The organism is Natronolimnobius sp. AArcel1, from assembly GCF_011043775.1.
Lineage (GTDB): Archaea > Halobacteriota > Halobacteria > Halobacteriales > Natrialbaceae > Natronolimnobius.
Window position 1 is genome coordinate 442,380 of the sequence record NZ_JAAKXY010000003.1, and the last position, 19,156, is coordinate 461,535.

24 protein-coding genes, 1 tRNA gene and 2 pseudogenes are annotated in these 19,156 nt (G+C 57.7%); 11 read left to right on the top strand and 16 right to left on the bottom strand.

What is annotated here, in order from left to right:
• Positions 1-2,508 carry a DNA gyrase subunit A gene (gene gyrA, locus G6M89_RS10400; protein ID WP_165161721.1) on the top strand — a complete coding sequence of 836 codons (2,508 nt, stop codon included), beginning with the start codon at positions 1-3 and terminating at the stop codon, positions 2,506-2,508.
• 150 nt (positions 2,509-2,658) lie between these two features.
• On the opposite strand, the gene G6M89_RS10405 is transcribed toward gyrA, so the two are convergent.
• From G6M89_RS10405 to G6M89_RS10415, 3 genes are all read right to left on the bottom strand, one after another.
• Positions 2,659-3,198 (bottom strand): Rrf2 family transcriptional regulator, encoded by a 540-nt coding sequence (locus G6M89_RS10405; protein ID WP_165161722.1) that lies wholly within the window; start codon positions 3,196-3,198, stop codon positions 2,659-2,661.
• 137 nt (positions 3,199-3,335) lie between these two features.
• Entirely contained in the window at positions 3,336-4,265 is a 930-nt protein-coding gene (locus tag G6M89_RS10410) for a ZIP family metal transporter (RefSeq protein ID WP_165161723.1), read from the bottom strand.
• 152 nt (positions 4,266-4,417) lie between these two features.
• Positions 4,418-5,098 (bottom strand): metal-dependent transcriptional regulator, encoded by a 681-nt coding sequence (locus tag G6M89_RS10415; protein WP_165161724.1) that lies wholly within the window; start codon positions 5,096-5,098, stop codon positions 4,418-4,420.
• 109 nt (positions 5,099-5,207) lie between these two features.
• On the opposite strand from G6M89_RS10415, the gene rocF reads away from it, so the two are divergent.
• Both rocF and G6M89_RS10425 read left to right on the top strand, forming a co-directional pair.
• Positions 5,208-6,128, top strand: a complete 921-nt coding sequence (rocF, locus tag G6M89_RS10420; RefSeq protein WP_165161725.1) for an arginase — start codon at positions 5,208-5,210, stop codon at positions 6,126-6,128.
• A 138-nt stretch (positions 6,129-6,266) separates the two neighbouring features.
• Complete coding sequence (locus G6M89_RS10425; protein ID WP_165161726.1) at positions 6,267-7,436, top strand: NAD(P)/FAD-dependent oxidoreductase; 1,170 nt, start codon at positions 6,267-6,269, stop codon at positions 7,434-7,436.
• Between the two features lie 38 nt (positions 7,437-7,474).
• Here the strand turns inward: G6M89_RS10425 and G6M89_RS10430 are convergent, their stop codons facing one another.
• The 5 genes from G6M89_RS10430 to G6M89_RS10450 form a co-directional block, all read right to left on the bottom strand.
• Positions 7,475-8,032, bottom strand: a complete 558-nt coding sequence (locus G6M89_RS10430; protein ID WP_165161727.1) for an acyltransferase — start codon at positions 8,030-8,032, stop codon at positions 7,475-7,477.
• 96 nt (positions 8,033-8,128) lie between these two features.
• A complete protein-coding gene (locus G6M89_RS10435) occupies positions 8,129-8,935 on the bottom strand; it encodes a hypothetical protein (protein WP_165161728.1) in 807 nt (268 codons plus the stop codon).
• 550 nt (positions 8,936-9,485) lie between these two features.
• Positions 9,486-9,674 (bottom strand): hypothetical protein, encoded by a 189-nt coding sequence (locus G6M89_RS10440; RefSeq protein WP_165161729.1) that lies wholly within the window; start codon positions 9,672-9,674, stop codon positions 9,486-9,488.
• 263 nt (positions 9,675-9,937) lie between these two features.
• A complete protein-coding gene (locus G6M89_RS10445) occupies positions 9,938-10,390 on the bottom strand; it encodes a type IV pilin (protein WP_165161730.1) in 453 nt (150 codons plus the stop codon).
• A 3-nt stretch (positions 10,391-10,393) separates the two neighbouring features.
• Positions 10,394-10,786: a type IV pilin gene (locus G6M89_RS10450; RefSeq protein ID WP_165161731.1), complete on the bottom strand. Its 393-nt coding sequence runs from the start codon at positions 10,784-10,786 to the stop codon at positions 10,394-10,396.
• A 324-nt stretch (positions 10,787-11,110) separates the two neighbouring features.
• Here G6M89_RS10450 and G6M89_RS10455 point away from each other — a divergent pair, with 324 nt between their 5' ends.
• Positions 11,111-11,908: a hypothetical protein gene (locus tag G6M89_RS10455; RefSeq protein ID WP_165162106.1), complete on the top strand. Its 798-nt coding sequence runs from the start codon at positions 11,111-11,113 to the stop codon at positions 11,906-11,908.
• Positions 11,909-11,931: 23 nt separating this feature from the next.
• Here G6M89_RS10455 and G6M89_RS10460 read toward each other — a convergent pair whose 3' ends face one another.
• Positions 11,932-12,117 carry a hypothetical protein gene (locus G6M89_RS10460; RefSeq protein ID WP_165161732.1) on the bottom strand — a complete coding sequence of 62 codons (186 nt, stop codon included), beginning with the start codon at positions 12,115-12,117 and terminating at the stop codon, positions 11,932-11,934.
• A gap of 127 nt (positions 12,118-12,244) precedes the next feature.
• Here G6M89_RS10460 and G6M89_RS10465 point away from each other — a divergent pair, with 127 nt between their 5' ends.
• The 7 genes and pseudogenes from G6M89_RS10465 to G6M89_RS10490 all read left to right on the top strand — a co-directional run bounded on the left by G6M89_RS10465 (position 12,245) and on the right by G6M89_RS10490 (position 17,185).
• Positions 12,245-12,676: a hypothetical protein gene (locus G6M89_RS10465; RefSeq protein ID WP_165161733.1), complete on the top strand. Its 432-nt coding sequence runs from the start codon at positions 12,245-12,247 to the stop codon at positions 12,674-12,676.
• A gap of 5 nt (positions 12,677-12,681) precedes the next feature.
• Positions 12,682-12,807 (top strand): hypothetical protein, encoded by a 126-nt coding sequence (locus G6M89_RS22565; protein ID WP_255488186.1) that lies wholly within the window; start codon positions 12,682-12,684, stop codon positions 12,805-12,807.
• Between the two features lie 1,687 nt (positions 12,808-14,494).
• Positions 14,495-14,941: pseudogene (locus G6M89_RS10470) on the top strand (hypothetical protein); the annotation flags it as partial.
• On the top strand, positions 14,938-15,150 hold the full coding sequence (locus tag G6M89_RS10475) for a hypothetical protein (protein WP_165161734.1): 213 nt from the start codon (positions 14,938-14,940) through the stop codon (positions 15,148-15,150). The pseudogene G6M89_RS10470 and the gene G6M89_RS10475, both read left to right, overlap by 4 nt.
• Positions 15,147-16,370: a hypothetical protein gene (locus G6M89_RS10480; protein WP_206335518.1), complete on the top strand. Its 1,224-nt coding sequence runs from the start codon at positions 15,147-15,149 to the stop codon at positions 16,368-16,370. Before G6M89_RS10475 ends, G6M89_RS10480 begins: the two co-directional genes overlap by 4 nt.
• 168 nt (positions 16,371-16,538) lie before the next feature.
• The gene (locus G6M89_RS10485; RefSeq protein ID WP_165161735.1) at positions 16,539-16,805 is read left to right on the top strand and encodes a hypothetical protein; all 267 of its coding nucleotides are present in this window, start codon (positions 16,539-16,541) and stop codon (positions 16,803-16,805) included.
• Positions 16,802-17,185, top strand: coding sequence for a hypothetical protein (locus G6M89_RS10490; protein ID WP_165161736.1), 384 nt, complete (start codon positions 16,802-16,804; stop codon positions 17,183-17,185). Before G6M89_RS10485 ends, G6M89_RS10490 begins: the two co-directional genes overlap by 4 nt.
• A gap of 11 nt (positions 17,186-17,196) precedes the next feature.
• On the opposite strand, the gene G6M89_RS10495 is transcribed toward G6M89_RS10490, so the two are convergent.
• From G6M89_RS10495 to G6M89_RS10525, 7 genes and pseudogenes are all read right to left on the bottom strand, one after another.
• The gene (locus G6M89_RS10495) at positions 17,197-17,586 is read right to left on the bottom strand and encodes a PIN domain-containing protein (RefSeq protein WP_165161737.1); all 390 of its coding nucleotides are present in this window, start codon (positions 17,584-17,586) and stop codon (positions 17,197-17,199) included.
• A complete protein-coding gene (locus G6M89_RS10500; RefSeq protein WP_165161738.1) occupies positions 17,583-17,735 on the bottom strand; it encodes a hypothetical protein in 153 nt (50 codons plus the stop codon). The genes G6M89_RS10495 and G6M89_RS10500 overlap by 4 nt, the downstream gene beginning before the upstream one ends.
• 60 nt (positions 17,736-17,795) lie before the next feature.
• A complete protein-coding gene (locus tag G6M89_RS10505) occupies positions 17,796-17,972 on the bottom strand; it encodes a hypothetical protein (protein ID WP_165161325.1) in 177 nt (58 codons plus the stop codon).
• Positions 17,969-18,286, bottom strand: coding sequence for a hypothetical protein (locus G6M89_RS22125; RefSeq protein ID WP_206335519.1), 318 nt, complete (start codon positions 18,284-18,286; stop codon positions 17,969-17,971). The genes G6M89_RS10505 and G6M89_RS22125 overlap by 4 nt, the downstream gene beginning before the upstream one ends.
• Positions 18,276-18,647, bottom strand: coding sequence for a hypothetical protein (locus tag G6M89_RS10515; RefSeq protein ID WP_165161326.1), 372 nt, complete (start codon positions 18,645-18,647; stop codon positions 18,276-18,278). The genes G6M89_RS22125 and G6M89_RS10515 overlap by 11 nt, the downstream gene beginning before the upstream one ends.
• Positions 18,640-18,881, bottom strand: a pseudogene (locus G6M89_RS22320) (hypothetical protein). Before G6M89_RS22320 ends, G6M89_RS10515 begins: the two are co-directional and overlap by 8 nt.
• A gap of 109 nt (positions 18,882-18,990) precedes the next feature.
• A tRNA-Pro gene (locus tag G6M89_RS10525) sits at positions 18,991-19,061 on the bottom strand.
• Between the last annotated feature and the right edge of the window lie 95 nt (positions 19,062-19,156).

Below are 19,156 nucleotides of genomic sequence, written 5' to 3' on the forward strand. Positions count from 1 at the left end.
ATGAGTTCAGACGTACCCGATCCGACAGATGTAGAGGCTCGAGCGGTCGAAAACGTCCGCATCGAAGATGAGATGGAACAGAGCTACATCGACTACGCGATGTCCGTCATTGCGGGTCGTGCGCTCCCGCGCGTGGAGGACGGTCTCAAACCCGTTCACCGGCGTATCCTCTATGCGATGCACGAGATGGGTGTCTCGAGTGGCTCGAGTCACCGCAAGTCCTCCTCGATTGTCGGGGAGACGATGGGTGATTACCACCCACACGGCGACAGCGCAATCTACGACACGCTCGTGCGCATGGCCCAAGAGTTCTCAATGCGCTATCCGCTCGTGGATGGCCAGGGGAACTTCGGCTCGATGGACGGCGATCCGGCAGCCGCCCAGCGATACACTGAGGCGCGAATGTCGGCCATCTCCGAGGAACTACTCGAGGATATCGACAAGGATACCGTTGACTTCTCGGCGAACTACGACGACCGCCTGCAGGAGCCTGACGTGCTTCCATCGGCGTTTCCGAACCTCCTCGTAAACGGCTCCTCGGGGATCGCTGTCGGGATGTCGACGAACATCCCGCCGCACAACTTAGGCGAGGTCATCGACGCGACCATCGAGTTGATCGACGACCCCGACGCGACCGTCGAGGATCTGATGGACCACGTCAAGGGTCCCGACTTCCCAACTGGCGCGAACATCGTCGGCCGCGACGCCATCTACTCCGCGTACAAGACCGGCCGTGGACGCATCCGCGTGCGCGCCGAGTTCGAAGTCGAAGAGTGGAAAAACGGCCGCGAGCGCATTGTCATCACGGAACTGCCCTACCAGTCGAATAAGGCTCGCCTCGTCGAGCGCATCGCCGAAGACGTTAACGACGGCGAAATCGAGGGCATCTCCGACCTGCGCGACGAATCCGACCGCGACGGCGTCCGTATCGTCGTCGAGTGTACCCGCGGGGCAAACGTCGAGGTCGTCAAGAACAAACTGCTCGAGAACCATCTCGAGCGAACCTTCGGCGTCATCAACCTCGCGCTGGTCGATGGCCAGCCACAGGTGCTCTCGCTCAAGGAAACACTCGCAGAGTACGTTTCCCACCGGCGCGAAGTCGTCCGCCGACGCAGCGAGTACGATCTCAGTGAAGCCGAAGACCGCGCACACATCCTCGAGGGACGTCTGAAGGCCGTCGAGAACGCTGACGACGTGGTCGAGTTGATTCGCAACAGCGAGACACGCTCTGATGCGAAAGACGCACTGAAAGCAGCCTATGACTTCTCGCAGGCCCAAGCAGAACACATCGTCCGGATGCAACTGGGCAGCCTCACGTCGATGGAGACCGCCGAAATCGAAGACGAGTACGACGAGGTTCAGGCCGAAATCGAGCGCCTGAACGCGATTCTCGGGAGCGAGCAGGAGTTGCTCTCGGTCATCAAAGACGAACTCCGCGAGATCAAAGACGAGTACGACGACGACCGCAGAACCTCGATTATCGAAGATCAGGGGACGGTCACCCACGAAGACCTCATCCCAGAAGAGGAGGTCTTCGTCGTCATGACCGAAGACGACTACGTCAAGCGGATGCCAATCGAGGCCTTCGACCCCCAGGGTCGAGGCGGCAAAGGCATCATCGGCGCGGACGTCAAAGAGGGCGATCGGGTCACCACGGTGTTCCGAGCGAACACCCACGACTACCTGCTTTGCTTTACCAACCAGGGCAAAGTCTACCAGCTCAAGACCTACGAAATTCCCGAGATGGGCCGAACTGCCCGCGGGAAATCGGCTGTCAACATCCTTGACCTTGACGCTGGCGAGGACATCACCGCCATCGTCGACACCGACGCCCTCGAGTCCGATGAGTTCGTGACGATGGTCACCCGCAACGGCTACGTCAAGCGAACCGCTGGCGAGGAGTTCGAGAACATCCGAACAACGGGGATTATCGCCTCCGATCTCGAGGAGGGAGACGAACTCGTCGACGTCGACGTGACAGACGGATCGAAAGACCTCGTCATCGGCACCGAACACGGGATGACGATCCGCTTTGACGAAGACGAGGTGCGGTCGATGGGCCGAACCGCCCGCGGTGTCAACGGAATCAAACTCCAGGATGACGACGCCGTTGCCGGCCTCGTCGCGACCGACGAGGACGACGGGCAGGCGCTGTTAACCGTCACGCAGAACGGCTACGGCAAACGGACCCGCCTCACCGAGTACCGCACCCAGTCACGATACGGCAAGGGACTGATCGACATCAAGACAGGCGAGCGAAACGGACCCGTCACGGCCGTCAAAGCCGTCGACGACGACGACCAGCTCGTGATGATGAGCGAGAGTGGCCAGATCGTCCGCACGCGAGTCGACGAAATTTCGACGGTCGGCCGGAACACGATGGGCGTGATCGTCATGGACGTCGAGGCTGGCGATGCGGTCTCGAGCGTCGACGTTATCCCTGCGGCGTCGATGGCTGACGCTGACAGTGACGGCGAGACTGGGGACACAGACGACAGCGACGAGTAGTCACTGCCACGCAGTGACTACCTGCGCGTCGTTCAGATACGTATAGCTAGACTGCGTTTCTCGAGGGGCATTCGAATACGACCGATTCAGAAAGAGTTAGAGAGACGAATCTAAACTTCGGTAAGTCCGAGTCGAATCTCTCCGACGCGATCAGTGGTCTGGGGTTTCGCCTGGACCGGGGGCGATCATATCCTCAATTCGAAGGATGAGGATGTTGTTTGTGTCATCCTTGCCATCGAGTCGTCCCTCGATGACGAGTTTCGACAGTGGCGTTGGGCCAACGACGACGGCGTCGTCTTCGGAGATACCGTCGATTGTGCCCTGAATGTGAATCTCTGCGCGACAGAGTTCGGGGTGATGGACGCTCGAGAGGTCGATCTCTTCGACGATGACGTCGTCGACGGATTCGCCTTCGTGCTCGAGTGGGACGGATGCTGGGTCGTCCATCTGCTGGATCTCGAGGGCTTCGTAGGCGGCGGCGGTTGGTTTGTAGCCACCTTTGGGGCCGGGGACACCCTCGACGAGTTGGAGGGCTTTCAGACTCTGCATCTGGTTGCGGATCGTCCCGGGGTTTCGGTCGACCTGTTCTGCGATATCCTCCCCTTTGATCGCGTCCTCGGACTCCTTGTGTAGATTTGTGAGTGCGCGGAGGATTTTCTTCTGACTCGGCGTCAGTTCAATTGATGACATGGTGAATTATTCGTATTTGATTTCCTTAAACCCGACGGGTGAAGCCGAGTTACGGTTCGGATTGTGATATCGGAAGCGGGAATAGTAAGGTGTTTCTTTTCGTTCTGATTGGGTGAGAACCACATGCAGTCGGCTGGTTACGCTGGGAACAGCCAGCCCTCGAGAATAATCTCAGTGAGAACATCCTCGAGGATGAACATGAGGGCAAAGCCGACGGCGAACGTGGCAGCGTTGATCCGTGTGAGGACGGCTTCAGCATCGAAGCGGATGAGGTCGGCGACTTCGATGAGCACCTGCAAGATGGCTCCGATTGCGATGGCGAAAAACAGGGCTGCAAGGAGATTCGACTGTGCGAAACTGCCGATCCAGCCACCGAGGATGACCGGGCCGCCAGCGATAGCGCCCATCGCGGCGAAATGTCGAAGCGGCGGGGTCTCATGGTCGCGAGCGACTGCAGCGACGACTGTTGGCCCTTCCATCACGTTGTGCATGATAAACGCGAGCATCAAGAGCAAGACCTGTACTGGCTCATCGAGGACGAAGTAGGTCCCAATCCCCAGGCCTTCACCGATACTGTGTAGGCCGAGCGCGAGGGCAACGAGATACGCGACCTCGAGGCCGCTCTTTTCAGTTGCGGCCATCGTTCGCTGTCGCCACCTGCTCGCGCCGTACATAACCGCGAACGTTGCACCGATGCCGACAACGACGAGACCGAGTGCGGCCGTCGTGTGCTGTGAATCGACGGCGTGCTCGAGGGCGTCTTCGGTCATTTCGAAGGCAATGAACGCGAGGACACCGCCCGCAAGCGCCATGAACGCGTGCAAGTACCGTGCATCGAGATCGCGGATGAACGGGAACCAGAGCATGCCGATGGCGACGGGGATGATGCCCGCAATTGCGCCGATAACCGTAAGCATCAACAGGATCTCCGCGGTGCTCGCATCGCCGGCTGCTAACGCGTCAAACGGTGTTACATAATACAGAAGCGTAAAAACGACTGCAAGGATAGCCACCGGACCGAGCGCCAACAGCCATCGTGGTATCCGGTCTAGCCACTGATCAGCCATCGACGCGGACACCTCGAGTGATAATTCCTCGAGTACTCATTGCGAGTAGTTTAGACGGTGCTAAACATATACCTTTTCAACCGATTTTCGGTTAGATTGAGTCTAAACGTTACGTTCTGTCGAAAGAGAACACAACTGTCGAATCCCGAAAGTTAGTGCTCGAGTTCGTTGGCTCGGGAGACGCGAACGTGGTGGGCGACGTCCTCGGGGAGCGACACGGATTCGTCGTGGTCGAGTGCTCGTGCTGTTAGCATCCCAAATGGGGCCACTTCGACAATCTCGAGTGTGACGCCCGGTTCGACGCCGTGGTCAGCGAGATACGAGAGGACATCCGCATCGTGGTCGGCGACTTCCTCGACGACGACCGTCTCGCCGGCGGTAAATTCCATCAGTGACGCACCCTCTGTTCGCTCAGGTGGCTCGAGATCAGCGCTCGGAATCGGCGCGCCGTGTGGATCGACCTCGGTCTGATCGAGCGCATCGGCCACGCGAGCCTCGAAGTTCTCGCTAATGTGGTGTTCGAGTCGATCGGCTTCGTCGTGGACCTCCGACCAGTCGTAATCTAAGTGTTCAGTAAGATAGGCCTCAAGCAGGCGGTGGTGACGAACAACCTCGAGGGCAACGGTTTCGCCCTCGTCAGTGAGCGTGACGCCGCGATACTTTTCGCGGTCGACGAGGCCACGCTCCTCGAGTTTGTCGAGCATGCTGGTCACGGTGGGCGACGTGACATCCAGTTCCTCGGCGATTTCGGAGGTTTTGATGCGGTCGTCTGTGGACCGCTGGAGCTGATAGATGATTTTGAGGTAATCCTCCATCACGTCGCTCAGCATCATAGCCGATGTTTAGCCCTGTCTAACCCTAAATCTGTCGTCTATCACAGCAAACGGTCGTAGCGGTGAGGGGACCACCACGACCAAAGCGGCCGGCCCCATAGTCTATGGTATGACTGATCGTCTCCGAATTATTGGCGCACCAATGGACTATGGGGCAAACCGGCGTGGCGTCGACATGGGGCCATCCGCGATCCGATACGCGGGCCTCAGTGACGAACTCGAGGAAGCGGGTGTCGTCCCGGTCGATAGTGGCGATATCCAGCTTTCTCGAGCCGAAGAACTCGATCCCGACGACGATACGGCAGGCGTCACGAACGCAAAGTTCCTGCCGGCAATCGAAGATGCCAGTACGCGTCTCGCTGACCGCGTTGCACAGACACTCGCCGACGGCGAGTTTCCGCTCGTACTGGGTGGCGACCACTCGATTGCCATCGGGTCGATGACTGGCTCAGCACAGACCGCCGACCTCGGGGCGATCTGGTTCGATGCTCACGCAGACCTCAATACGCCTGCGACCTCACCGAGCGGAAACGTCCATGGAATGCCACTCGGCGCTGTTCTCGGACGCGGCGTCTTCGGCGACCTCGAGTGGGCACACGCACCCCGCATCCGTGAGGAGTCCATCGCCTACGTTGGCCTCCGAAGTATTGACGAGCGCGAGCGCGAACTGGTCCGTGACAGCGAGATGACTGCCTTCACGATGTCTGATATCGACGAACGCGGGATCACCGCTGTCGTCGAAGACGCCCTCGAGGTTGCGACTGAGAAGACTGATGGCATTCATGTCAGCCTCGACCTCGACTGGATCGATCCCAAGGAAGCCCCCGGCGTTGGCACACCCGTCCGCGGCGGCGTCACCTACCGGGAAGCCCACAGCGCACTCGAGACTGTCTCGAAACGTCACGACCGAGACGGCGTGGTACGATCGATGGATGTCGTCGAGGTAAACCCCATTCTCGACGAAGCGAACGAAACGGCGACGGTGGCTGCCGAACTGACCGCAAGTGCATTTGGAAAGCGGATTCTGTAGTGTGAGCGAGGCCCAGTACGCGGTTCGCGGGGTCACCCTATTCATCGGAAGGCGTACAAACTACGTGCCTTGTGCTAACATGGACCGTTCGTGACCGGTTCCAACACCTTTGTATCGGAGGGTTTCGGACTATACAGTATGACTGAGAACGTCGTCGTACTCGGTGCCGGATACGCTGGTGCTGGTGCGATATCGAAACTGCAGTCGGAACTCGACGACAACGCCCGACTCACGTGGATCGCCGACGTTGATTATCACCTTGTTCTTCACGAATCCCACCGCGCGATTCGTGATCCCGACGTTCGCTCGGACATTACGTTCCCCGTCAGCGACATCGCTGACCCCTCGACACGGTTCATCCAGGACGACGTCGTCGGAGTCGATGTCGATGAACAGGTCGTCGAACTCGCAGACAGCGACAGTGTCGACTACGACTACGTCCTCGTTGCACTCGGCACCCAGACCGCCTACTACGGCATCCCCGGCCTCGAGGACCACTCCCTGACGCTCAAGAGCCTCGACGACGCCCTCGAGATTCACGAAGCCATCGCAGACGCCAGCCAAGCGGCGACCCGCGGCGAACCCGCACAGGTCGTCATCGGTGGCGCTGGCCTCTCCGGTATTCAGACCGCCGGCGAAATCGCGGAGTTCCGCGACGAACACCGCGCCCCAATCGACATTCACCTCGTCGAAGCACTCGAGGAGATCTTCCCCGGCAACGACCCCGAGATCCAGCAGGCCCTTCGCGACCTGCTCGAGGACGCCGGCGTCCAGATCCACACGGACGACCCAATCACCGAAGCAAACGAAGACGCAATCGAGTTCGACGAAGGTGAGCCACTCGAGCACGACGTGCTCGTCTGGACCGGCGGCATTACCGGCCGCGAGGCAATGGACGACGTCGACCTCGAGAACGAACACAACCGCGTCACGACGGAAGCGAACTTCCAGACGTCGAACGAACGCGTTTTTGCAGTGGGTGACTCCGCAATCGTCGATCAGGGTGACCAGCCAGCCCCGCCAACCGCACAGGCTGCCTGGCAAGCCGCAGACGTCGCCGGTGAGAACATCGCCCGTGCAATCGAGAACCGTCCGCTCAAGACCTGGGAATACGAGGACAAAGGGACCGTCGTCTCCGTCGGTGACAAAGCCGTTGCCCACCAAGTCAAGCCGGCTCTCGGCATGTCTCTGCCCGTCGATACCTTCGGCGGCTTTGCCGCACAGAATCTCAAAAAGATGATCGCCGCTAAGTGGATCGCCAGCATCACTTCGGTGAACACGGCCCGCAAGTCCTGGTCGTCGCTGTAATCTAAGCGACCGACTGCACTTTCTCTCTGCTCTCCCGGCTACTCCTCGTCAGCGTCGACTGTGTCGTCAGGAACCCCACGATTGCTCGAGTCGCTCCTCATCGGCTCAGCCGGCACACCCGCAACTGTCGCCCCCGGTTCGACGTCGGTCGTCACCAGCGAGTTCGCCGCAACGCTTGCATCCGCCCCGATCTCGACGCCCGGAAGGATGATCGCGCCCGCTCCGATCATCGCTCGCTCGCCAATCACGACTTCGCCCGTGCGGTACTCGTCCTGCAGAAACTCGTGACAGAGAATGGTCGCATCGTAGCCGACGATTGCGTGGTCCTCGAGCGTGATTAGTTCCGGCCAGAACACATCCGGGGTCGCCTCGAGTCCCCACGAGACGCCTGTCCCAACCGTCACGCCGATTCGTCGGAGGAACCAGCGTCTGGCCTGCAAGCTCGGTGAAATTCGGGCGAGCCAGACGAAGATGTAGTTGATCGCAATCCGAAGCGGGTGTTTTGCGTCCGTCCAGAACGCAAGCGAGTTACGAGCACCCGGTGTCCCGTGGCGCGTAATCCGGTCGTGGCGGGCGCGAGAGCTGTCGTCAGTCACACCCACCAATTCGACCGATTAGTACAAGAAACCGACCGGTCCCACGCAGGTATCGCCGTCGACAATTGACTCGAGAACACCCCCTCCAGACAGTGCTCAGATGACTGCATCACTCTCGGTACGCCCCTCGAGCGGACCAACACGGTCACGGAACGCTTCACCCGAGAGACCACACCGGTACGCTGGTTTGTACATCATGTTCTTGCTACCCTCACGAACGTCCCACGTCTCGCTAATCTCGTCGCGCAGATAGTACTGTGCTCGTTCGTTTCCCGACTTGACGTAGTACTCACTCAGCCTGATCGGATGCCGGTCGAAAAGTCCACCCGGCTCGCGCCCATCGATCATGACGACCGGCTTCTCGAGGTAGGGTCGTCCCGCTCGAGCGCGCTTCGTATGTGCGTTTTCAGGATGGGCTTCAAAGATCGACTCGCACTCGTCAAGAGGCTGGTCAGGGGTGACCACGTCGACGCGACCAACAGTGAAATAGCCAATCAGATACCGGTGAGCACGGTCACCGTCCGGTCGGCGTAATCCGGCATAAAAGCCGACGACGTCACCGGCCTCGAGCGCTCGAAGCCGAGAAACGTAGCCACTGGTGCGGTGCTCGCCATATGTGAGCGCCTCGAAATTCGGATCCCGGTGAAGCGGCCACGTCTCGAGGTCGTCGCCGGTCACGGACTCTTGCTCGCCACGGACTGGCTGTGGTTCGATTCGATTTGTCAGATCCGCTGCCGTCCCGTCGCTCGCACTCAGTGTCCATGTCCCAAGCGTTTCGGACTCGTTCGTCTCGTGGGTTTTCTCAGGGATCGGAATGTACTCGAAACGCCCATTATCGTACAGCGGCCCGAGCGTGCCGAGGTTCGTACTATCTGCACCGACACCCGCGAGGACGACCGTCATAGAGAGCGGATTTCGGTGGTGGTAGCATAATACCCGTGATCTGTGTGCGCCAGCCTCGAGTCATGCAATGGGTGACTTTCTCGAACAGTGGAGGTGAGAGTGACGGGAGGGATATAATTCGGGCACAAGGAGACTCCGATCACAGGCGACCGTTTTAATGAAGTAACCGTATCCGTCGTTTTTCGCGACTACCATGACCAATCATGGTCAGCACCAGCAGTAAACGTATTCGTGGTTATTGTCACTCTGAGGACCACAACAATTTCATGAGTTCATTTTGACTCCGTTTCATTGATGACTGGTTGTGACGAGCAGACACGTTTTCTTGCTACCTGCATCGCATGTGGAACTGTGTACGCGGCTCTCGAGCATCCCGATGGGACTATTGTCCCAATTGGAACGCCAGATGGATGTCGATGCGGTGGAACGGAGTTTTCTAAAATATCCAGGTCTGTTGAGATTGACCCCTCGTCTGACGATGATACGGCAGGGACAAACTGAGCAGTACTGTCTACCGAGCCCGCCATCGGTTTCACCCCTTGGTTCCCGTTCACCGTCTCTGAATCCGGAATCTCGAGACCGTTCCCAGCTGCGGAGTCTCGAGAATGCCGTACTTTTCGACGAGCGTCGACAGATAGCGCCGTCGCGTTCGGGCGGGTTTCGGCTTGCTGGCGCGCTCTTCGTACGTCGCGTGCAGTTCGGTCACGCCAATCGCGCCCTCGACAATATTGTACAGCAATCGCTTGTGCGCCTGCAATGCTCGATGTGATTTTGCTGCAGCTCACGGCTGGCTTCGGTCGTGAACCGTATTGATGTCCTCAAGTTCGATCTGTGAGCGCTCGGTGGGTGGCCTTCTCGAGCAGTTTGATTGCCTCTTGAGCACCGCCGCGATTGACTGATCTACCCGTCGCAGTGCTCGAGATTCTGTGGAAGATACGTCGTCTCGAGGGCTCGAGCACTGGTTATCATATTCTGAAAGAAATTTGATGAAAAGAAACTACCTTAGCCTTCGTACTCGAAGGTGGTAATGATTTGATCTTGTCCGTTATGCGTCGCGACAAAATTCAGGTCTTCACCAGCACAACCTTCATCGCTCGGATCATCGTCAAACTGATCAATATCTCCAGGACCATCGTCATTAGCTATTGTTGCCGAAGAGCCAACATCAAAATCCGAAGATAAGGACTCATATATCGAGCCGTCAACAAGTGAGAAGGTATCTTGCTCACAGCCTCGCACCTCAATATCATCTACACGATCTGCGTTTTGGACGGTAATATCAAGGTCTCCCTCGTCCTCGGAGATATCAATATTCGCTTGAGGTGGTTCACTTTGTTGTCCAATGTCCAGCACAAACGCTGCAATCACAGCCGCGAGAATGACTGTTATCGCAACCATCAGAATCACGCCGATTACTGGCGAAACAGCACGTTTGTCCTCCGTATTTGTATTCATTTATTAGATCTCCGTGTCAAGAATAATTTCACTATTTCCATTATATTCGGCAACGACAACGAGGCGGTTATCATCAGAACAAGAGCCGATATCCTCAGACTCTCCAACTTCCGGCTCTGAAATATCACTGAAGTCACATTCTGAGGCACCTCCCTCCACGATATCATCAACTCTGTCTGCATTACTGACAGTTATTGTAGCATCGTCGCCCGCACCATCAACATCAACGGCTGCCTGTGCAGGTTCACTTTGCTGTCCAAGATCCAGCACGAACGCTGCGATCACAGCCGCGAGAATGACGGTTATCGCAACCATCAGGATGACTCCAATAACTGGCGATACTGCCCGTTCCTCATCGTTTCCGATGAGTTTCTTACCGTATTTTTCGATATCCATTGTATGCACGCACCCCTGAACGGCCGGAAGAGTTATTCTTCGAGATCTGATACCCGTGAAGTGACGCCAGTGGGGGATTGGAACCGCAGCCCCTGTGCGTCTTTCTTCCTTTCCGTTCCCTTTGGTGCTGATACTTACCAGATAACCGGGAATACTTATAGATAAGGGATCGTGTCTGTCTCACTATCTGAAAAGGGTTTCACCAATGATAATCAGGGACGGACAGAACACCTACAGCACCCGCTTGAAGCAACGCCGTCTTGCGATTCCTTATTTTGCCATGTTTGGAGAAATTGTTATTAACTCTCGAAAAAACAATCTGATATAAACGACCGGACCGGACTCGTTGATCGGCGCGCGTTAGCGCGCACCTACGACGGTGGGGCATACGAGGACGGCTGGGCCGCCGTGCTCGACTACCAGGCGGTGATGCGCTACGCCAGCGAACACCCAAACAAAGGCTCCTACGCCGTCTCGAGCGCGCTGGAAATTCCCCGTGGCCGAATCCGACCGTGGATCGACAGCGAGAGCAAACCGGATGCCGTTCGGGCACTCGAGACTGCAGCAAACTACGGCTGGCTCGAGGCCACCTACGGCGATCGGGAATTTGTGGCGCTGAATACGCTCGTCGCGAACATCTTCTCTGGCGGAGCAATTGCAACTGAGAACTACCGCCCATCATTCGCGCTGAACTTCAACGGCGAAGACTCGCATGTGGTTGACGCCCTAGACGCAACCGGTATCGAATACAAATTCACTCATCGTGATGACGACGATCGCGCAACTGAAGTCCGTCCTTCCGAAGACGGTCCTGTTCTCGGCCGAGTGCTCGCCGTCCTGGGCGCTCCCGTCGGGCCAAAAGCCGATATCGATTCGATTTCTCTGCCATGGTATCTTGAGGATGCACCGTCCGAAACCCGCAAGATGTTCGTGCTTGCGTATGTCACAAATCGAACCCTCCATCAACAGAACAAGCGAACCGTTACCATCCAAGAACAGCGGCCACAGTCCTATCGTGACGAGTTAGCAGCACTTATTGAAGATGTCGCCGGTGAGCAGGTAACATCAGGGAAGCAATCAGTGACGATCTCGGTCGACGCCACACGGTCGCTCGGGATTTGACCCCGCGGGTGACGGCACTCAGGTCACGAATCAATGTCTTCGACGAGTTCGAGTTGCCACTCGCCAGTGTCGGTATGTCGGACGTGGACGTGATGCTCGTCTCGCAGTTCACCGTTCTCATCAAGCAATCCCTCGAGCCGCAGATCATCTTTTGGCAACGTAACCCCGAGTGAGTGCTGGTCCAACTGTCGTAATTTGTTCAGTGCCATAGAGGGCGGGCAACTTACCTTGGTATAAAGGTTGGTGACTATCGGTTTTACCAAGGTATCACCAAGGCCCCACCAAGGTTTTGCGGACCCTTTTTACCCGACGTGTTACAGCCCGTGTCGTTGCACAATGGCAGCAATTAGATCGATTGCGTTTGGCAGCGGTACAGACAACAACGAAGTGGACCTGATCGACATCGGCGCGCTGATCATCCTGCCGATCATGGCCTCGATGATCTTCCAGGTCTTCACCTGGCAGGTCAACGTTTTCGGGAGCTACGACTTCACGGATGCGATTTGGACGGTTGCAAACGCGGACATTTCCGTTGCGCTGATCGTCACGATCTTCTCCGTTATCTGGGTGCTCGCGACCAATGTCGCGAACCTGCAGACGGACCACAGTTCGTACGAAATCGCCGTAATCGCGGTCGCTATCGCCCTGCCGCTGGGTGTCGTCTTCGTCCCGGCCATTGAGGCGCTGGTGATGTGGCACGACCTCATGCAGGTCGCCGCGCTGATCTACGTCTCCGGCGCAACTGTCGCCGTCTCTTACCTCGGGTGATTGCAATGAGTACACCCACTACAGAACCGCGAATCGTGCTCGAGAACTTCGAGGACAGTCCGTTGGCGAACCGAATCGTAAGTACGCTCGAGCGGGCGGGCATCCGCAGTGAGGTGATCCATGTCGAGTAGCCCACGCCCACATCCCACCGCCCACGATCGTGACGAGCAGGGCGACCGCGACGACGCGGGTGAGTCGACATCTGCCTGCTCGAGGCGGGGCTACCTGCAGCGGGTTGGAACGACGGCTGCGGCTGCCGGCGTTATCGGCGCGGGTGGCTCGAAGGCCGCTCCGCAGTTTAGTCCGGTGGGGCGTGCGGAGGCTGCGCTCCCTGCTGTTGCCCTTGCTGGAGGTGTTTTAGTTGGGTCTCAGGCCCTCGTTGGTCGGTATAGCGACGACGAGGAAAGAGGAACAGATGAGTATGATACACTTGAGAAATTAGCCCTGTGGGCCGACGCGATTCGGAATTATCTCAGTCACTGGGGTCGGATTCGAACGTCACAGACCTTTATCCGTGATTTTGCGGAGTTCGGTACACAGAACGTCTATGACGAGGGAATTGTTGCATCTCTTGACCATGCAGACGATGAGGACAACCTTGAGGACGCGAAAGATGCTGCTGGAGAGCGGGCTGGTGAAATCCTCGTCAATATGCAGAAAAACGTTATTGACGATTTCCATCACCACAGCCGCCAGTTCGTCAATCTGATGCAGGATTTCGACACGCTCGGAGATGTCGATATTGAAGAGGATGATGATTTCCTTCTTCTTGATGACGATGATACGAATGTCGAAGTGGCTGGAACTGCAATGGTGGAGTATGAGTTGATCGACGGATCAACTTACGAGGTTGAGGCTGATGTCTTCGACTCGTTAAGTCCGGAAGCTCAGGTCGTGTCCACGTCCCTATCAGACTATACTGCTCTCGATGTGGTTGCACTTGAGGACACACCTTCAGATGATGAGGGAGACTCTGTGTATGCCACTGGTCGATTCATTGATAATGATCATGAGGACGACCGGGACGAACTTCTTGGTCTTCGTCTTGGAGATTGGCCTGAAGATGAGTACGACGACCTTGATGAGGAATCCCAAGAAGGGATCGATCCGCCAGAGGATGCAGAAGAGAATCCGATGCTTTTCTGCCCGCAGTTGTTCGTTGATGCGATGCACGAGATTCTTGAGACCTATTCTGACGCGATTTCCAATGTCGAGCAGTTCGTTGAAGACAACTGGGAAGACATCGTTGACGATGAGACGGACCCATCGGAATACCTGACGGCAAGTCAGCTATCTTTGATGGCGTCCGATCAAGACACGTTCCCGTATGCTGGCGGCCAGTTGGCTGCTCTCGGTCTCCCTCGCTCGAAGCAGACAGTGAAGCTTCGGTTCCCCGAATCAGAGGACGATGACGGCGAACCCGCAGAATCGTGGGGCAACCTCTTTGCCAGTGAAATGCCTGCAAGCGGCTTCCAACCGGGCAATGAGTACAACCCGGACGACCTTGAGCCAACACTGTACTACTCGTTCCATGTCGTCGATGACGACGGGCAGCAATCAAGCACACTCGGCACGCTTGAGGAGCCGTTCGAGGTGCTCGAGGCGCAAGAGATCGACGAAGACGGGAATGCAGTTGATGTTGATGAAGTGGACTTCTCAGACATCGAAACAACCGAAAGCCCAACCGACTACGGCGCACTGCTCGAGGCGTTAGACGAGTGGAGCGAAGTTGAACGCGAAATAGCCGACCAACAACACGAGATCGTTGTCGACCTCGAGGGCAACAGCGGCGGCGGTGGCGGCAGCTTCCTTCCTGACTTCGAAGTCCGCGAATTCGAGTGGCACGATGATACAGAGACGCTGATTGTGCGTGGTTGCTACTTCAGCCAAATGGCCGACTCGAAGCTCATCACGATCAAAGCCATGCTCGAGGATATCCACGGCGACCTTGTCGAGGACTTCCTCGCAGCCAACCGACTCCGCGGCCGCATTTCGAAAATGGGGCTGCAGATTCAGAAAGACGTCGTCAATGAAGAAGCCGAAGCCGACGAACGCGGTATGATGAACCCCAAGACCGCCGTCAAAACCCGATTTGACGATGCTCGAGCAGATGCGGAAGAGAACGCGACGGACGGAATTCGGGATGTGAACGAATACGTCGAGGACTATGCCGACGAGCACGGCATCGATACCGTCAGTGGTCCGCCACAGACGCGCGCACAGGCCGCAGAACAAGCCGCAACCGATGGAGGGACTGAGGCATGAACTACACGCTACGTGAACTCTATACCGTCTGTGACGACGAACGACAGCGACTCGAGGACCGTATCCGCGAGCGCGAGCACGCGAACACACTCACGGCCGCACAGCGACTGGAACTCGAGAAACTACACGAGTCACACCGTGAAGTCGAACACCAACGAAACAGCTACCTCGCAACCCTCGTGGCGCTTCGAGCGCGTGGTACGCGATGAGCACCAGGCGCGAGTACCGCAAGAACGGCAAGCGGTTGATGACCGACGGCGGCACGAACGAACAGGAAGCGTACGCAGTCGGCGGCTTTCGCGAGTGGCAAGACGGCAACCTCGAGCGCGACCCCGACGAGGTGCTACCGCACTCTGGATTCGTGCGTGACGAGCAGGTCGACCGCCAGCTCACCATGCGCGCAATCCATCACGACGTGGACCGTTGGGACGGCAAGGCTTCGAAAGATTACCTGGCGGTCGGCAAGAACCGCAAAATCCTGAAAGCCGAAGGCAGTGAAACCGCTCGAAACGCTCTCGAGAACGGCGATTCGATGACGCTGAAACACTATATTGGCGACCCATCACAGGAGGCCGACCTCGCTGGGATCAAAGCAGTCACCCGGCTGCAGGAGATCGTCGCCGGACCCGCACCGGTGATCGTCCTCTTGGGCGAGATGGGCGCGGGCAAGACCGACTTTGCTGGGCTGTTGGGCCAACTGCGTGATCGGTGGGTCGACGGTGATCTACTCGTCGGCAGCAATATTCGAACGCTCGAGCGAATCAATCGCTGGGTGCGAGACGACGGCAGCGACGAGGACGGCTGGATACCGAACTATCCGCTCCTCGAGGAGTGGGTTCAGCAAGATGGCGACCCCGTGCACAACTCCCAGCAGCCGAAGCTGTTCATCGGCGACGAATTCTCGAGCAACGCCTCTGGCACCGGCGAAGACGGCCACAAGGTCAGAGAAAAGATGGGGCCACTTGTCTACAAAATCCGAAAGTACGGCGGTGCACTCATCTACATCGCACACGGCGAGTCGTCGATTCACCCGATGCTCTGGCGTGTCGGAACGATCATCAAAAAGAAGTCGCAGAAACGCGCCATCGTTGCAGACCGCGTTTCCGGTGGGACACTCCAGGGCATCGATCCCCGACCGCTCGAGGGCATCCCGCCGACGGACTGGAACTTCAACACCAAGGACGAAGCCGATTGGAGCTGGGAAGCGCCAAGCAGCGGCGACAAAGAAGACGACGCAATCGCCGAAACGGACATCAAGAAGGTCGCTGCGTGGACAATGCAGGAGTGTCGTCGCCAAGGAATGTCGCCACGCGAAACCGCCGAATTCGTCCCCTACAGCCACACTACCGTCGGAAATTGGTGGGAAGACATCGACAACGGCGGCGAGAAGGCAAATTGGGTTTCCACTGTTGAGCAGGTGATCGCATGACGGCGTCGGGGTGTAACGCTGTAAAGCGCAACCAACCCCCCTTTAGATATGGGCTGCGTGGCCCGCCAGGGCCGCGCAGGCTCGGCCCATCGCTTCGCTCGTCTCACAGCCAGCGGAGGTTTATATATAACGGCGCGCGAGGCGCGTACGCACTCGAGGTGGGCGAGCGTGCTTGCTGACCAACTCCGCTATCTCTCGGGAGTCGGTCGCTTTGGTCTCGTTAGGGTGGCCTACGAACTTCGCCGCGATTACGAGCGTGGTGTCTTCTCGAGGCAGACGCTCGCAATGGTCGGTTGCTTTCTCGCCGGTGGCCCGATCTTGCTCCATACCGGCGCGGTTGAACTCGCGGTCGTGTCGGTCGGACTCGCAGCCTGGATGACCTACACAGTCGCTCGAGCAGATTGGCGCTGGCGAGCCACCAACCCAGACCTATGAATCGGAGCAAGCGAGCGAATCACTTCGGCACGACCTGCGAGAAGCGCATGGCCCGGAAACGCCGGTTCGAACTCGCGCGCTGCAGCTGGCACGATGCAACGTTCCAGAACGGTACACCCGTCGAGATTAAGAGCACCATGCTCGAGCACAGTAACGGCCAGCCGGGGAATTTCAAGGTCAATCGGGCCTATCACGACAAACTACGACGGAACGACGGCTGGTACTGTTTCGTCGTCTACCGGCCACATGGCCGCTCGGGGTTGACTGTGGTCAAAGACAAAATGGTTCGAGCGTGCGATCTCCCACTGCTCCGGTGGCACGGGGGCGGCGATCACCGCGATACCGAACAGGCGAAAATTGCAATTTCAGAGATCTTCTGAGGGTCAGTCTCTTAGATGAGATCTTGCGGACGTTCTGCACCGTGATCTCTTAGTTCGCCGTCAAACGAAACAAGCGTTGCATCGACGGCGTCGGAAGCGGCTAACACGATCGCATCCATCGGATAGAGTAACGTCTCGTCTTGAAGTTGATTTGCATTCACCATGTCCGACGCATCGGGAAACGTTACGGTTGTTCTGGAACTAACTCGCTGTTCGATTTGCTCAACGCGCTCGCGTTCGAACTTCTTCTTTTTTGTGAGCACCGTGCGCAGTTCCATGAGATTTAGTACCGAGGTATAAGTCTCGTCGAAGTCATTGAGAACACGAACTGCAGCTTCGGAGCGCTCTGTATCCTTCGTAACGGCTGCGACGATAACGTTTGTATCCAGAAAGAGTTTCATAGGCGCTCGCGAACATCGCGAACCGCTTCAACGGAATCAACCTCTTCGTCGACAGCCAGCTCTCGAAGCGCATCACCGAGCGGAATGTCTTCGTCATCCTCAGGGTCGCCAGCCATGAATTCAGCGAAGTCGTCTGTTGTGAGGCTCATGTGCAACGATAACCGGCCCGATTGCAAAAGCCTACTGGTGATTCGAATCGCTGTTTCGATCTACTCCCGATCGACTGTCACCGTCTGCTCGACCTCGACGTTCGTCACTCGGGTGCTCAGTGTCTCGGCGATCTCCTGGCGTTGCTCGTGCGTGAGGTCGTCGCGCTCGAGGGGCCACCGATCACAGGCAGCCGACTCGACGTAGTGACCGCGTTCGCGGTTCTCGGCGACCGTCATCGGCCCTGTTCACCCCCTTCTCTTCGCGTGGAATTCTCAGACTGTGAGTGAGGTTGATCAGTATCCGTACCGAGTGAGCGGTAGTTTAGCGCCCACTGAAGCTGGAAGCAAAGCGCAGCGAGATCGGCGAGTTCGTCACCGACTCGCTCGGGATCGCCATCCTCATCACGAGCTTCGAGGTGAGCTTGTTCCAGTTCGCCCATCTCCTCTTGCATTGCCAGCAGCAACGTCGGAACGTCTTGCAGCCCCCATTTCTCGACGTTATTCGATGCCTTTTCCCACCACTCGACGTGTTCAGCACCGTCACTCGGCATCGTCCACCTCCACGGGGTCGGCCTTCCGACAGCACGCCTTACAGTCGCCGCCGTCAGTCCACGTGTCGCCCTCTTCGACCGGACTCTTCGTGTTCAGATCTGCATGGTGGTACTTCCCGCAGAGCGACCGGCCAGTGTCTTCACGGTAGATATGGTACAGTTCGCTTCTGACTGTGAGTGGCGCGCCGGCCCAGAACAGCCCGTGATCAATATTATCTCCAGAGTGACCACCGTCGGTTCGAATCTCGCGATCGTCGAGCGAACGGCGAACGTCGACGTCACTCGCTTGATGGGCTGGATGGGCGATGGGCGTCCGACTCGAGACGTGATACAGGTGACTGGCCCGGACGAACTCAGACATCGGGCTCACCTCCTTGGTGGCCGTTCGCTGTCTCTGGGTCCGGAATATCGAGGTCTTTCCAGCTGCAGAGCCTCGAGTCAGTCGCCGGTACGAGTCACACGATGGGCATCGATGGGCGCGGTTCTGATTATCGCCGTAAACACGGCCGAAGCGGTCCGAAACGTGCCGTTCGCAGTGGAGACACGTCGATCCGCTCGCGGTCGACGGCCAGGGAGCGACCGTCACGCCGACCACCCCCGGCCATACTGTTGGCTAAGTAGAAATATCTCGAAAGCGAGAATTGGATTTTCAAGCGTCTCAGGGGGTTGAGAACCCCACGGATGAACACTTGGATAATTTCGAGTGGGACCGCCGAGAATTGAACTCGGGTCCTACGGACCCCATCCGCAGAGGATACCACTACCCCACGGTCCCGCATTATATCCGATGGCCGTCTGGTGTTTAAGCGTGTCGCTTCGTTGCCGTTCATACACGTTCTCGCCGCCCAATCACCTTCGAGCGACTCGAGG